Here is a 15,532-nt window from a genome sequence, read left to right as displayed (position 1 = left end):
AAGTTAAATGATCATCTCATTTTTATCATAATGTACCTTCATTACATATCCTCAAGCGATTGATCTTAAATTGAATACTCTTATTCCCCCTCAATCCACCTCATCAAATCAAAATCGTTCCCTTAATATATGCTCAGGAACACACTCTTGGAACGCCTATTGCGTAAAAAATATTTGGTTATTTTCCTAATAAATACATGACAATGTAATCAAATAATAAGTTCGTGTATTTGAATGAAAATTAAACTCATAACATTACACCTGTAATATAAATCTGAATTGACTCATTACACCCCTGAAGTATGATTTAAATCATATGAACAGATATCTTACTTCTTCTCTTACCGCGTTTCTGATGGCCTTTGTGCTCCAACCGCATAAAGCAAACGCGCAAGAAACCTCTTCAGCCAAAACCCCCGCTCCACCGGTTACGTATTTTTTGAGTAATCCGTACGATTCTGCGCATCATAAAATGACCCTCTCTATTCCTGCGGATTACTTTATAGATGGCGCCCCCCCAACCTCGGGATCAACTGTTCCTGCATTCCTTTTAAATGTTTCGTGGCCATCTTGGATTGGTGATCCAGATGGGAATGACCGGGGGGCCTTGCGTATTCTTGCTGGATCAATTCAACCAAATGACAGTGATAATTCCGTAAACCATGATTATTTTATGGGAGCAGTCACCGTAAAGTCTTGGGAGATTCCTAAAGACCGCAAGCCCATGCCGCCCCAATTTATTCCTGTCCAAAAGAACCCGCTTCCAACCCCAACAGGGCACGGCATTCAAGAGGTCATCCGGGATAAAGCTGTCGATATTTACCTTAATGAAGACCTATATGTTCTGATGGACGCCAATAATATACCCATTGTTTGGCTCGCCTGTAATAAAGATGGTGTTGTCCCTCAATGTGAAGAAAACTTCACATTTCACCGCCTTCAAACGACTATCAGTTACCCAAGGTCACGCGTGGGTTCATGGTTCGAAATCATGACAGATGTAAAACAAAAAATTTTGACCTTTATTAAACAACCATAAAGAAGAAAACCATGAGCTTAGACGATAATGCTAATCGCAATGCTAAAATTCTTACAGAATTAAAAATCCCTTACGATAGGGGAGATCGGCATAATTACTATACTGTTCTCAAAAGACATGCAGATCCATATGGCAATCTCGCTTTAGGTGTTGTTGACGCCAATGCCTTTGCCGGGCTTGTCGCCATTTATTTTATCAAAGGAGCTTCTCTTTATTATCTCAACAAAACACTAAGTGACGATTTATGGTTGAAAATTAGTATACAGTTAATGAAAGCTGACTTTTCTGCACGTAATCAATTAAGACGCTACGATCGTCTCACCTATCTCTACTGGACTACAATCCGTGACTACCATCAAAGAACTTTCGAAATAGCCGGCATCCCAAGACTGGGATGGACTGCCTATATCCCTCTTGAAATTGTCGGTCCTTCCAAAGGTGCTGATTTATGGAACACAATGCTCAAACATGGGATAGTCTTATCGTCATTTCATACTGTTGTAGATGTTCTAAAGCCAGTTTACGATCAATTCGCACGAATAAACGCACAGCTCAGTAAACCACCGTTAGAGGATATGCCGTCCATTCCGAATAATCTCACAGAAGACGCGGCTCTAGTTCTTATTTTAACTGACATTGCCACTCATATTTCTGGCTATAAAGACGACCTTTTAAAAATAAAAGGACTCTGCTCAACACGGGAAACCAAGCATGCTTATGACTGGTTATGGATTATGATTGTCCACGCGACTATCCCTGCTTCCACAATCAGTGTCGGCAAAACAATCAGCACCAATTGGCGCGGCACAAAACACACCATTCTTCATTTATTCCATCTTGTCGATGCATGCTGGAAAAGCAGCACGACGATATCAGCTCTTAGCTAGTGCCCCTCTCTTAAGAGAAAGTGCGATAATCTTCTCTTTCTCTTAAATTCAAGAGTTAAACCATATTTTAAGAAAAATACCTTTTTACTTGTTCAATCACATATTATTGAACATACAAGATATGGTTATTATTCCTATAATAATGCAAATAAAGCTTGTCTTTTACGTATAGAAAAATTAATGGCTTATTGAAAATGAATTTATTTTATATTTTTCCTCTTTTTTACACATTTTTTACCAACAATACTCCATCTTGCATTTATAAAGTTAAATGATCATCTCATTTTTATCATAATGTACCTTCATTACATATCCTCAAGCGATTGATCTTAAATTGAATACCCTTATTCCCCCTCAATCCACCTCATCAAATCAAAATCGTTCCCTTAATATATGCTCAGGAACACACTCTTGGAACGCCTATTGCGTAAAAAATATTTGGTTATTTTCCTAATAAATACATGACAATGTAATCAAATAATAAGTTCGTGTATTTGAATGAAAATTAAACTCATAACATTACACCTGTAATATAAATCTGAATTGACTCATTACACCCCTGAAGTATGATTTAAATCATATGAACAGATATCTTACTTCTTCTCTTACCGCGTTTCTGATGGCCTTTGTGCTCCAACCGCATAAAGCAAACGCGCAAGAAACCTCTTCAGCCAAAACCCCCGCTCCACCGGTTACGTATTTTTTGAGTAATCCGTATGATTCTACGCATCATAAAATGACCGTCTCTATCCCTGCAGACTACTTTATAGACGGCACCCCTCCCACCGCGGGATCGACGGATGTTGGCTTTCTTTTAGATGTTTCATGGCCTTCTTGGGTTGGAGATCCATATGGGGATGATCGAGGTGCCTTACGTATTCTTGGGGGGTTAATTCGACCTAGTGATAGTGATGCTTCAGTGAATCACGATTACTTCATTGGTGGGATCTCAGTTCCAGCTAAAAAACTACCTGAAAACTACACCCCCATACCACCTCAATTCATCGCTGTTCAAAAAAATCTTCTCCCAATCCCAACGGGGCATGGCATTCAGGAAGTCATCCGAGATAAAGCTCTTGGTAACGATCTTAATGAGGACTTCTATGTTCTGATGGGCACCAACAATATACCCATCGTCTGGCTAGCCTGCGACAAAGACGGGGTTGTCCCCCAATGTAAAGAAAATTTCACGTTCCATCGACTTCAAATGACTGTCAGTTACCCAAGGTCACGCGTGGGTTCATGGTTCGAAATCATGACAGATGTAAAACAAAAAATCTTAACTTTTATTAAACAACCGTAAGAAAATCTCCATGAGCCTAGACCTCAACGCGGACCGAAACGCCAAAATTATTGACGAATTACAAATTCCTCACGACCATGGAGATCGCCATGGTTACTACACTGTTCTTAAAAGACATGCAGACCCATACGGTAATCTCGCTTTAGGTGTTGTTGACGCCAATGCCTTTGCCGGGCTTGTCGCCATCTATTTTATCAAAGGGGCTTCTCTTTATTATCTCAACAAAACACTAAGTGACGATTTATGGTTGAAAATTAGTATACAGTTAATGAAAGCTGACTTTTCTGCCCGACGCGCTTTAAGAATTTATGATCGTATCACCTACCTTTACTGGATTACAGTCCGTGATTACCATCAAGCAACTTTCGAATATGCCGGCATCCCAAGACTGGGATGGACTGCCTATATCCCTCTCGAAATCGTTGGCCCTTCCAAAGGTGCTGATTTATGGAACAAAATGCTCAAACATGGGATAGTCTTATCGTCATTTCATACTGTTGTAGATGTTCTAAAGCCGGTTTACGATCAATTCGCACGAATAAACGCACAGCTTAGTAAACCACCGTTAGAGGGTATGCCGTCCATTCCGAATAATCTCACAGAAGACGCGGCTCTAGTTCTTATTTTAACTGACATTGCCACTCATATTTCTGGCTATAAAGACGACCTTTTAAAAATAAAAGGACTCTGCTCAACACGGGAAACCAAGCATGCTTATGACTGGTTATGGATTATGATTGTCCACGCGACTATCCCTGCTTCCACAATCAGTGTCGGCAAAACAATCAGCACCAATTGGCGCGGCACAAAACACACCATTCTTCATTTATTCCATCTTGTCGATGCATGCTGGAAAAGCAGCACGACGATATCAGCTCTTAGCTAGTGCCCCTCTCTTAAGAGAAAGTGCGATAATCTTCTCTTTCTCTTAAATTCAAGAGTTAAACCATATTTTAAGAAAAATACCTTTTTACTTGTTCAATCACATATTATTGAACATACAAGATATGGTTATTATTCCTATAATAATGCAAATAAAGCTTGTCTTTTACGTATAGAAAAATTAATGGCTTATTGAAAATGAATTTATTTTATATTTTTCCTCTTTTTTACACATTTTTTACCAACAATACTCCATCTTGCATTTATAAAGTTAAATGATCATCTCATTTTTATCATAATGTACCTTCATTACATATCCTCAAGCGATTGATCTTAAATTGAATACTCAAATCCCTCCCCAATCCACCACATCAAATCAAAACCGGCCTCTTAATCGCCGTACTATGATGAAGGGAACACTCCTGACTGGCCTTGCCGCCGTCCTTGCTCATTTAGGAGCAAACAATAACTCTGCTTTCGCGGCAACTCTTGATGAGCCATCTACAGATGAAACAGCATTCCTCGCCATTTCTCAAACCATTACCGGACATTCATCCCTTGACCCTATTCTAGCTCGTCGGCTTTTTTCGGCAATGGAACTTACATTTCCTGATTTTAAAGAAAAAGTACGTAACCTCCATACTCTTCTCGCACCGAACCAATCTCCTCAAGACCTGCTGGCTCATGCAGGCTCTCACCGTGATGATCTGCTTCTTCTCAATGCCGCATGGTACATGGGCTCCACAGAGGACAAAACAAACGCTCCGATGGTCGCGTATATGGATGCCCTCATGTATCAACCCACACAGGATGCTTTGCCCGTTCCCACCTATTGTTTCAATGAACCGGGCTGGTGGACAGCTGCTCCCCCTCCTTTAGGTGTTCCAACCCACGCTCCTCTCCCAAAAGAACCCGCAGCACCGGTTCCAGTGGCGGTTACTGCTCCTCAAAATCTTCCTCAAACTCCGGCCTTAAAACCTATTATTCCTAAATCAGGCCCTCATATTCCATTACCTCATAAGGAGCGCTAATCGTGCCTAAACCTCAGTTCTCCTCCAATGGAGATGTCTCGGCCGATGTTGTTATTGTAGGCTCCGGCGTTGTCGGCGGGATGATCGCTCATGAACTAGCTTCTGCTGGCCATTCTGTCGTTATTCTAGAAGCAGGTTTGCGCCTCAAACGTGAGACTTTCGTTGAGAATTGGCGCAATATGTCCTTTCACAACCGCCTCCATTCAGACTTCCAAGGCCTTTACCCCCAGTCTCCTCTCGCTCAAGCCCCTCTTTATTTCCCACCGAATGATTATGTGGGGCTCTCCGGCCCCAATGGTTCAGCGTTCAAGCAAGGCTACCTTCGAACCGTAGGCGGAACAACTTGGCACTGGGCAGCATCATGCTGGCGCCACCTTCCTGTCGATTTCGAAATGAAAACGCGTTATGGCGTCGGGCGTGATTGGCCTATTTCCTATCAAGATCTTGAGCCCTATTACTGCCGCGCTGAAGAAGAAATGGGGGTTTCTGGCCCTCATGATAAAGCCTTACAATCTCCCCAAGAGCGCAGCCGCCCTTACCCACGCGATATGATCCCTTTTGGCTACGGAGATCGGCGTGTTGCGGAAATTGTAAACCCTCACGGCTTTCACCTTGTTCCAATCCCACAAGGGCGTAGTATCCAGCCGTTTGATGATCGTCCCGCCTGTTGTGGCAACAATAACTGCCAACCAATTTGCCCAATCGGCGCTATGTATAGCGGCATCCAACATATAGAAAAAGCCGAAGCCAAGGGTGCTGTGACCATTGATCAAGCCATTGTTTATAAAATCGACACAGACGAAAATAACCGCATAACCGCCGTTCATTGGTATGATGCAGAGCGCAAATCCCATAAAGCATCTGGCAAAACATTCGCTCTCGCTTGCAACGGGATCGAAACACCTCGCCTCCTCCTCCTCGCCGCCAATAGCCGTAACCCGAACGGAATTGCCAATTCATCTGATCAAGTTGGCCGCAATATGATGGATCACTCTGGTGTCCATGCGTCCTTTCTTGCAAATGAACCTTTGTGGTTTGGCCGTGGTCCTGCTCAAAGTAGCTGCATCGTCGGCCCGCGGGATGGTGACTTCCGAAGTCACTACTCTGCCAATAAAATGATCCTCAACAACATTAGCCGTGTTGCTCCAGCAACCGAACAGGCCCTTAAACTTGGCTTAGTCGGAAAAGACTTAAATGATGAGATCCGCCGCCGTGCAGCCTGTGGCGTCGATCTATCCATCAGTCTTGAACCGTTACCAAACCCCAATAACCGCCTCACACTTAGTAAAAGCCGCAAAGACCCAATGGGCCTCGCTTGCCCTGACATTCATTATGATGTCGGAGATTATGTCCGGAACGCGCTTGATTCCGTGCATTCGCAAGTAAAACAGATTGCAGGATTGTTGGGCGGAACGGAACTTCACATCACCACCGATTATAACGCCAACAACCATATCATGGGCGGAACGATCATGGGTAATAACCCTCATGATTCCGTCGTCGATGGTAATTGCCGCACCCATGACCACGCTAATCTGTGGCTCCCAGGTGGAGGAGCAATGCCTTCTGCTAGCGTCGTAAACACCACTCTCAGCATGGCGGCTCTTGGCCTTAAAGCCGCTGATTCCATTAAATCTGATCTTGCAAAGGCCGGCGCATGACATTGTTCCTCACTCCCATACGCCCTGTCTTAAAAGGACTATCTGTTGCCATCGTGGCTCTCGCATGCTTCAGATCACCTCTGTATGCGCAAAGCTTAAACCATGATGACACTACGATAAATGCCGACAATGCGACCATAGAACGCGGACACTATCTTGCAATAGCTGCGGACTGCGCTGCCTGTCATACAGCCCCGAATGGCGGGAAAGCATACGCAGGTGGGTATGGGATAGCCTCTCCTTTTGGCCCTATTTTCTCAACAAATATTACACCGTCAAAACGCTATGGTATTGGTCTTTACACGTTTAAAGAATTTAAACATGCTCTCCGAGAGGGTATCCGCGCTGATGGGGCTCATCTCTACCCTGCGATGCCCTATACCTCGTATACCAAGCTAAGCGATAACGATATCCTCGCACTCTACGCTTACTTCATGCTCAAAGTGCAATCTGTAGACGTTGCCGCTCCCACGACAAAACTTCCCTTCCCCTTTAACATTCGTATGTCCATGATCGGGTGGAACCTGCTCTTTTTAGATAATACCCGTTTCAAACCTGACCCTACACAGTCGAACGAAGTCAATAAAGGACATTACCTCGCTATTGCGCTGGCTCATTGTGACACCTGTCACACGCCCCGCAATGCTCTCATGGCTGAACGTGGCAGTATGGCTCTTTCTGGGGCATCCTTATCATCATGGTATGCTCCAAACATTACCTCAGATCCGAAAAGTGGCATTGGGACATGGAGCAATGATGAGCTTGTCACTTATCTCAAAACTGGGGACCTTCCGGGAAAATCTCAAGCTGGGGGGCCAATGGCAGAAGCAATTGAACACAGCTTCCAGCACCTTAGTGATGCAGATCTAAAGGCTATCGCTACCTATATTAAACAATTTCCAGCTTATGCGAACCCCGGTGTTCAAGCCGCTCGGGACACATATGGCAAGAAATCAAACGAAGAAGCTTCTGTTCGTGGATTAGCCCTTAATACCCGCAACCACGGAGAAGAACTCTTTTCTGCCGAATGCGCGGCATGCCATCGCCCAACAGGAGAGGGTAGCCCCGATCATTACTACCCACAGCTCTTTCATAATACTGCTCTTGGCGCACCATACCCAGATAACCTTATTACTACGATTTTGATGGGTATCCGCCGGACTGTAAACGGTCATACTGTTTACATGCCGGGCTTTGGCAAAGGGTCATTCGTTGACTCCCTTTCTGACCAAGATATTGCCGATATCGCCAATTACGTTGAGCAGCAATTTGGTAATCCTGCTGTAATTATCAAAGCGGAAGATGTTCATATTATTCGAACAGGGGGCCCCAAGCCACTTCTTGCTCAGATTGGCCCTTATATCGCACCAGCTATGATCTTCGGTCTTGTGATCGTGATTAGCCTCGGAATTATAGTTCTGAAAAGAATACAACGAAAAAAGTAATCAACCAGAGTTTCTAAGAACATGAAAAAAACATGGTTTGCCAGCCTCTCAGCGGCTCTTATCCTTGCAAATACTCCCAGTTTTGCACAAACCGTCATTTCCGCTAATGACGGTCACACCACTTTGCAAAATGCTGTTCAGGTGCTCCCTCACCCCTTGCAGCCTGATTCTCTTTCCATCTTAGAAAAAAATGCACAAGGCATTTGGCACGTTCAATCCAGCATCAACGTTCCCGCGAGTGTCGTTGGTCCTCCAACCGCACTCACCTTCACCCATGATGGAAAAACTGCTCTGATCTCTGCTGCTGCAAAGCCAGATACTACAAGCAATAAAATTGTTCCAGATGATCTTATTAGCCTCATTGATATCTCAGACACCAATAAGCCACGTCTTTTACAACAAATAGCTTCCGCTCCCGGCGTGACCACCATGCGGTTTACACCTGATGGCCAACATCTTCTTGTCGCCAATGGGAAGTCAGGTGTTTTGACGTGGTTCACCTATCAAAATGGTAAGCTTGGCAACCGTAAGGTTATCACGTTGCCAGGTTTTGGATTTCCATCAGGTCTCGAGATTTTTCCCGATGGCAAACGTGCTCTTGTGAGTTTATGGCAAACAGACCGGGCTTACATCATCCAGATTAATGGTGATCAGGTCACGGTAAATCCTAAACCCCTCATGATTGAACATGGCCCGTGGACTATTCGGGTCACCAAAGATGGTCATTATGCACTGATGAATCTTTTGGGCCACGGCAAAGGTTTGCCTGGGTCTGTTGTTGTTTTTAACCTTGAAACTGAGCCTTTCAAAGAGATCCAACGCGTTACCGTCCCTAATGCTCCTGAAGGGCTGGATATTTCACCAGATGGTCAGTCTGTTGCGGTTGTTTCTCAAAACGGCTCGACAATGCAACCTAACAACCCGCTCTATCACCCTGAAGGAATTGTAACAGTCTTTTCATTCTCGAACGGACATCTGTCACAACAAGCACAAGCCAAAGGGCCTCTTTGGCCACAAGGGCTGGTTTTCTCTCCCGATGGATCTGAAATCATCACGCAAGGCATGATGGATCATAGCGTCATGACCTTTAAATGGGATGGTCATTCTTTAGCCTCTGCGGGTGCAGCCCCCTTGCCGGGTGGTGGTGCTGATATTGAACGCGCACGCCCATAGAACACATATTTTCCCGGGCCGATAAATATCCGTTCGGGAATTATTTAATTACATTCGTAATATACTCTTTTTCTCCATATAATAGAGGCTCTATTCTTGTTAAAAATAACCCTGAATCAAAGAGATAAGAGATATTTACATGACAAGTCATAATGCAGAAACCGTTCTTAATATGGCCAAAGACATATTAGGGAAACAACAGGAACAGCTTAAAAAAATTGGAAAATCCCGTATTGTTATTACAGGGAAATCAGGAGTTGGAAAAACAACACTTCTCAATCAACTTCTTCTAAAATCTCAAAATGAGTTTGGTGATGGTCGTGCTATTACATCCGACATTACAGAATACCAAATTGAAGGATTTCCTCTCATTATTGCTGAAACAAAAAACATCAGCACTCATAATTATCAAGAAATTCAAACCGATTTAGAAAAATACATTAAAGGTCACAATAGCACAGGCGAAGAAAAAGATGCTGTTAACCTTGCATGGTTCTGTATTGATGCCTCAAGCGAACATATCGATGAGAGTGAAATCAATCTTATCCAAACCATCCATAATTCAGGCATCCCTGTTATTATTGTTTTAACACGTGGGAGTCATTTCCATGAGAATGATTTCCAAAATGATACTCCTGAAGCTACTTTACGCAACCATCTCCGTGAAACACTTGGAAAAGCAGCAGAAAACATTATTCTCGTCTGTGCTTTAGATAAAGAAAATACACAAAACATAAGCGGCCAAAACTCCAAGGGTCTTGGCAAACTCATGCAAGAAACGAGCCGTCTCCTTCCAAAAACGAAAAGAAGCGGCTTTGCTCAAGCTCTTGCAATCCACAATCCTGAAGCCCTTGTCCTTAAACAAAACACCGCTCATGAAATTGTAAAATGGTCTGCAGGCGCTGCCACGGCTGCCGCTTCCGTCCCTATCCCCGGATCAGACTTTCTTTCTCTTGCCCCCATCCAAGGGACCATGCTCTATAAAATTGGTAACCTTTATGGTGTGAACACAGAAGGAACCAACTGGAAAAGTGTTATCACATCCGTTGCTACCCCCATCCTTGCTGGTATGGCAGCTAAAGCTGTGGTCGGTTCTTTTCTCAAATGTATTCCCGTAGCAGGAAGTGCTCTTGGGGGAGCCATTTCTGGCACATCCGCAGCCACGGTTACATCTCTCATTGGGGAATCTTACATAGAGGTTCTTCAAAACCTGACCGAACAAAATCTACGTGAGGGTATAAACGAACCCATCTCCGCCAATAAAGCTTTTGAACAACTCTCTACAACAATCAAAAGAAATAAGAAAAACACGCCTAAAAAATAAAAGGCAGACCTACATTCTGTATAAAGAATGTAGGTCTAATGCATATTCATCGCACGCCAACGGTTTGGAGAAATACCTTCCCACTCACGGAAAGCCCTATAGAACGAAGTCGTATCCTGATAACCTAATAAACATGCTACTTCCGTAATATCCATTTCTGGATCTACTAATAAATGATGCACAAGTTCACGACGTGCTTCAGAAAGCAAAGAGCGGAAAGTAACACCCTTTTCCATCATTCTGCGTTGTAAAGTTCGCTCACTTACTCCCAGCTCTTGCGCTAAATCGGTTAATGTCGGCTGCCCACTCGCTAAACGACGTTTCAATATGACCTTTATATGCTCTGCGAGAGAAGCATGAGCCTCCACCTCTCCTAATGCTGCGTTTAATGCTGGTGTTAAAATTGCTAACATTTCTGGATTATGCCCAAAAAAAGGACGCTCCCAATCTACACTCTCAAGCACCAACATATTCTGCTTCGCTCCTGTTTTTATTGGGCACCCAAAATACGTCCTATGCGCTTGTGTCACTTCATCGCGCTGTTTCAGCTCTATACGACGCGGAACAATTTTATGCCCCGTTGCTCGTCGTCCCAATTCAATCAGCATAGCCAATGTAATATCAACCAATATCTGAGGCTCTTCCTGCGTCCCCCTAGGCCACTCAAAAACAATCGTACATGTATCACCAACATTTTCCGTAATCTTGAAAATTTCTGGTGTGCACAATCTTTTATAGCGCGCTAAACGATAAATACCGTCACGATAATCCTGCGCATAAAAAGCAGCTAAACTGGATGGGGGATAAACAGATGTATCTGTCTGCTGTAGCATTCTAAGCCCTACTGCAGGGATCTGAAGCAAATCTTGCACACCTCGCATCAATGCAAAATATTGATCTGTTGATATGCTACTATGTTCTCTCAGATGAAGAGTTAATGGCAAGCGAGCTTGTCTGAGTAACATCATCGGCGTGTAGCCAAACTCTTCAAGAGCGCGCCAAAAGGCTTTCGGAATTTTACATTTATCACTCTGATTAGACATAATGTCTCTTATCACAGCACTTTTGATACACCCGTTGCACGACGTATCAAACTATCAAAACAACGATCTGATAATAAAGCACGTAAAAAAATCAAAGGTTTTGCACCAAAACCAACAGCATATCGTGTTTTGGGCTTTCGGATAGATACTGCTTTTACAATCGTGTTCGCAATTACTTCTGGTGAAGACAGAAGTTTAGCATTTGCTTCATTTTGTAGTGAATGTGCCACTGCTTGCGCTTGACGTTGATACACGCCTTGCTCAGAGGTTTCTCTCAATTTCTTAGCAGCAATCCCACCCCACTCCGTCTTAATGCCTCCGGGTTCTATCACCACGACATTAATCCCAAACGGCTCCACCTCCATTCTCAAACAATCACTTAAAGCCTCTAAGGCAAACTTTGTTCCATGATACCAACCTCCTAAAGGAGTATATATTTTTCCCCCCATGGAAGTAATATTAACAATCGTTCCAGAACGCTGCGCACGCATTGTCGGCAAAATAAGTTGGATTAAACGCATTGCTCCAAAAATATTCACCTCAAATTGTGAACGCGCTTCCTCCATAGAAACATCTTCAATTGCTCCGTAAGAGCCATATCCCGCATTATTTACCAGAACATCTATCCGGCCAGCGCCAGCAATAATTGCTTCCACTCCATCTTTTATGGACGCTTCATCCGTTATATCCATAGAAAGAATACGAATGCCTTCTTTTGCCAAATGCGTCATACGATCAAGCCGTCGAGCTGCTGCGTAAACAATATACCCTTGCTTGTGGAGAGCCAAAGCTGTCGCTTCCCCAATCCCAGAAGATGCTCCTGTGACTAATGCAATTCTCTGCTTCATAAAATCTATCCTACTCACAATCATTAAGTAGGATATTATTCTGTAATGATGACCATTCCATTGGCAGAAGGCGCCACAATTTTATTATATTGTGCCAATTATAATGGGTACACAAAACCAACCCCCGCATGATAAAAACATCATGCGGGGGTAAGGATTGAGGGTAAGCTAGGGGACCTGGCGGCGACCGACTTTTCCGCACCTTAAGGTGCAGTATCATAGGCGCTGAGGGTTTTCACGTCCGAGTTCGGGATGGGATCGGGTGTAGATCCCTCGCCAAAGCCACCAGGTCTTCTAGCTCACCCTATCATGAGAGGGTGGTGATTGGGTTGGTGTATTGAATGAGGAGTGTGACTGATTTCTGTGCATGTGTTGATGTGAGAGGTATGAGCGATTAGGACCGGTTAGCTGCATGCATTGCTGCACTTTCACACCCGGCCTATTAACGTGATGGTCTATCACGGCTCTATGAGACCTCGTTTTGAGGTGGGTTTCCCGCTTAGATGCTTTCAGCGGTTATCCCGTCCGCACTTAGCTACCCGGCTGTGCCGCTGGCGCGACAACCGGTGCACCAGAGGTGCGTTCATCCCGGTCCTCTCGTACTAGGGACAAATCCTCTCAAGTCTCTTACACCCACGGCAGATAGGGACCGAACTGTCTCACGACGTTCTAAACCCAGCTCACGTACCACTTTAATCGGCGAACAGCCGAACCCTTGGGACCTGCTCCAGCCCCAGGATGTGATGAGCCGACATCGAGGTGCCAAACCTCCCCGTCGATGTGGACTCTTGGGGGAGATCAGCCTGTTATCCCTAGAGTACCTTTTATCCGTTGAGCGATGGCCCGTCCACGTGGGACCACCGGATCACTATGGCCGACTTTCGTCTCTGATCGAGCTGTCACTCTCACAGTCAGGCGGGCTTATGCCATTGCACTCAACAGCCGGTTTCCGACCGGCCTGAGCCCACCATCGCGCGCCTCCGTTACACTTTGGGAGGCGACCGCCCCAGTCAAACTGCCCACCATGCAGGGTCCCGGACCAGGCTTACTGGTCTCGGTTAGACATCAGAAAAATTCAGGGTGGTATTTCAAGGATGGCTCCACCGGTGCTGGCGCCCCGGCTTCAAAGCCTCCCACCTATCCTACACAGAATTTTCCTGATGCCACTGCAAAGTTGCAGTAAAGGTTCATAGGGTCTTTCCGTCTGACCGCGGGTACCCCGCATCTTCACGGGGAATTCAATTTCGCTGAGCCGATGCTGGAGACAGTGGGGAAGTCGTTACGCCATTCGTGCAGGTCGGAACTTACCCGACAAGGAATTTCGCTACCTTAGGACCGTTATAGTTACGGCCGCCGTTTACCGGGGCTTCGATTCAACGCTTGCACATCTCCTCTTAACCTTCCGGCACCGGGCAGGCGTCAGGCCCTATACGTCATCTCTCGATTTCGCAGAGCCCTGTGTTTTTACTAAACAGTCGCTACCCCCTGGTCTGTGCCACCCACTGATGGTTGCCCACCAATGGGTCTCGTTTATCCCGAAGTTACACGAGCAATTTGCCTAGTTCCTTCAGCATCGTTCTCTCAAGCGCCTTGGTATTCTCTACCAGTCCACCTGTGTCGGTTTCGGGTACGGTCTATATGCCAGAGCTCTTTCCTGGAATGGTCAAAAAGCCTGTTCAATCCGTTAAGGACAGACAACATTTTCCATTCGTCACTTCTGGCAGGCCTAGGAATATTCACCTAGTTCCCATCGACTACGGCTTTCGCCCTCGCCTTAGGGGCCGGCTCACCCTGCGTGGATTAACCTTGCGCAGGAACCCTTGGACTTTCGGCGACAGTGTTTCTCGCACTGTTTGTCGCTACTCATGTCAGCATTCGCACTTCCGATATCTCCAGAGAGGGTCACCCCGTCTCCTTCGCAGACTTACGGAACGCTCCGCTACCGCGCATACTAATGTATGCACCCACAGCTTCGGCACGTGGCTTGAGCCCCGTTACATTTTCGGCGCAGGGTTTCTAATAGACCAGTGAGCTATTACGCTTTCTTTAAAGGATGGCTGCTTCTAAGCCAACCTCCTGGTTGTTTTGGAATCCCCACATCCTTTCCCACTTAGCCACGATTTAGGGGCCTTAGCTGGTGGTCTGGGCTGTTTCCCTCTCGACAATGGACCTTAGCACCCACTGTCTGTCTGCCGGGCTATACTCCTGGGTATTCGGAGTTTGGTTAGGTTTGGTAAGGCTTTGGGCCCCCCTAGCCCATCCAGTGCTCTACCCCCCAGGGTAAACACCCGACGATCTACCTCAATAGATTTCGCGGAGAACCAGCTATCTCCGAGTTTGATTGGCCTTTCACCCCTAGCCACAGCTCATCCCCGACTTTTTCAACAGGCGTGGGTTCGGCCCTCCAGTGCGTGTTACCGCACCTTCAGCCTGGCCATGGCTAGATCACTCGGTTTCGGGTCTTCTGCCAGCAACTCATGCGCCCTATTCAGACTCGCTTTCGCTACGCCTACACCTATCGGCTTAAGCTCGCTGCAAACAGAAACTCGCTGACCCATTATACAAAAGGTACGCCGTCACCCCATATGAGGCTCCGACTGCTTGTAGGCGTCCGGTTTCAGGTCTCTTTCACTCCCCTTATCGGGGTGCTTTTCACCTTTCCCTCACGGTACTTGTTCACTATCGGTCACTAAGGAGTATTTAGGCTTGGAGGGTGGTCCCCCCATGTTCAGACAGGGTTTCACGTGCCCCGCCCTACTCAAGTCCATATCAATGCATTACGCATACGGGGCTATCACCCATTATTGCCGGACTTTCCAGACCGTTCTGCTTATCATTAACATGGCACTGGCCTGCTCCGCGTTCGCTCGCCACTACTAGCGGAATCTCTGTTGAT

General features: G+C 45.5%; 11 protein-coding genes and 2 rRNA genes (1 of these 13 running past the window's edge). 9 read left to right on the top strand and 4 right to left on the bottom strand.

Annotated elements, in window-relative coordinates:
* Window positions 1-316: 316 nt before the first annotated feature.
* The 9 genes from E3D00_RS06420 (at window position 317) to E3D00_RS06380 (ending at window position 10,745) form a co-directional block, all read left to right on the top strand.
* Window positions 317-1,039, top strand: coding sequence for a hypothetical protein (locus tag E3D00_RS06420; RefSeq protein WP_141460980.1), 723 nt, complete (start codon window positions 317-319; stop codon window positions 1,037-1,039).
* A gap of 11 nt (window positions 1,040-1,050) precedes the next feature.
* The gene (locus E3D00_RS06415; protein WP_141460978.1) at window positions 1,051-1,926 is read left to right on the top strand and encodes a hypothetical protein; all 876 of its coding nucleotides are present in this window, start codon (window positions 1,051-1,053) and stop codon (window positions 1,924-1,926) included.
* Between the two features lie 580 nt (window positions 1,927-2,506).
* On the top strand, window positions 2,507-3,229 hold the full coding sequence (locus E3D00_RS06410; protein ID WP_141460976.1) for a hypothetical protein: 723 nt from the start codon (window positions 2,507-2,509) through the stop codon (window positions 3,227-3,229).
* A 10-nt stretch (window positions 3,230-3,239) separates the two neighbouring features.
* Complete coding sequence (locus E3D00_RS06405; protein ID WP_141460974.1) at window positions 3,240-4,115, top strand: hypothetical protein; 876 nt, start codon at window positions 3,240-3,242, stop codon at window positions 4,113-4,115.
* 334 nt (window positions 4,116-4,449) lie between these two features.
* Window positions 4,450-5,142, top strand: coding sequence for a sugar dehydrogenase complex small subunit (locus tag E3D00_RS06400; protein WP_141460972.1), 693 nt, complete (start codon window positions 4,450-4,452; stop codon window positions 5,140-5,142).
* Between the two features lie 2 nt (window positions 5,143-5,144).
* Window positions 5,145-6,803, top strand: a complete 1,659-nt coding sequence (locus tag E3D00_RS06395; protein ID WP_141460970.1) for a GMC family oxidoreductase — start codon at window positions 5,145-5,147, stop codon at window positions 6,801-6,803.
* Window positions 6,800-8,248, top strand: coding sequence for a c-type cytochrome (locus tag E3D00_RS06390; protein WP_141460968.1), 1,449 nt, complete (start codon window positions 6,800-6,802; stop codon window positions 8,246-8,248). The genes E3D00_RS06395 and E3D00_RS06390 overlap by 4 nt, the downstream gene beginning before the upstream one ends.
* A gap of 21 nt (window positions 8,249-8,269) precedes the next feature.
* Complete coding sequence (locus E3D00_RS06385; RefSeq protein ID WP_141460966.1) at window positions 8,270-9,421, top strand: YncE family protein; 1,152 nt, start codon at window positions 8,270-8,272, stop codon at window positions 9,419-9,421.
* 139 nt (window positions 9,422-9,560) lie between these two features.
* A complete protein-coding gene (locus tag E3D00_RS06380; RefSeq protein WP_141460964.1) occupies window positions 9,561-10,745 on the top strand; it encodes a DUF697 domain-containing protein in 1,185 nt (394 codons plus the stop codon).
* 35 nt (window positions 10,746-10,780) lie between these two features.
* Here E3D00_RS06380 and E3D00_RS06375 read toward each other — a convergent pair whose 3' ends face one another.
* The 4 genes from E3D00_RS06375 to E3D00_RS06360 all read right to left on the bottom strand — a co-directional run.
* Window positions 10,781-11,788: an AraC family transcriptional regulator gene (locus tag E3D00_RS06375; RefSeq protein ID WP_141460962.1), complete on the bottom strand. Its 1,008-nt coding sequence runs from the start codon at window positions 11,786-11,788 to the stop codon at window positions 10,781-10,783.
* Window positions 11,789-11,799: 11 nt separating this feature from the next.
* Window positions 11,800-12,636, bottom strand: a complete 837-nt coding sequence (locus tag E3D00_RS06370) for an oxidoreductase (RefSeq protein ID WP_141460960.1) — start codon at window positions 12,634-12,636, stop codon at window positions 11,800-11,802.
* 175 nt (window positions 12,637-12,811) lie between these two features.
* Window positions 12,812-12,926: ribosomal RNA gene (rrf, locus tag E3D00_RS06365) — 5S ribosomal RNA — on the bottom strand.
* 84 nt (window positions 12,927-13,010) lie between these two features.
* Window positions 13,011-15,532, bottom strand: a 23S ribosomal RNA gene (locus E3D00_RS06360); it runs 215 nt beyond the window's last position.

The organism is Swingsia samuiensis (assembly GCF_006542355.1).
GTDB classification, from domain to species: Bacteria; Pseudomonadota; Alphaproteobacteria; order Acetobacterales; family Acetobacteraceae; genus Gluconobacter; species Gluconobacter samuiensis.
The sequence above is the reverse complement of the archived record's forward strand: the minus strand, read 5'-3'. Positions and strand labels throughout refer to the sequence as shown.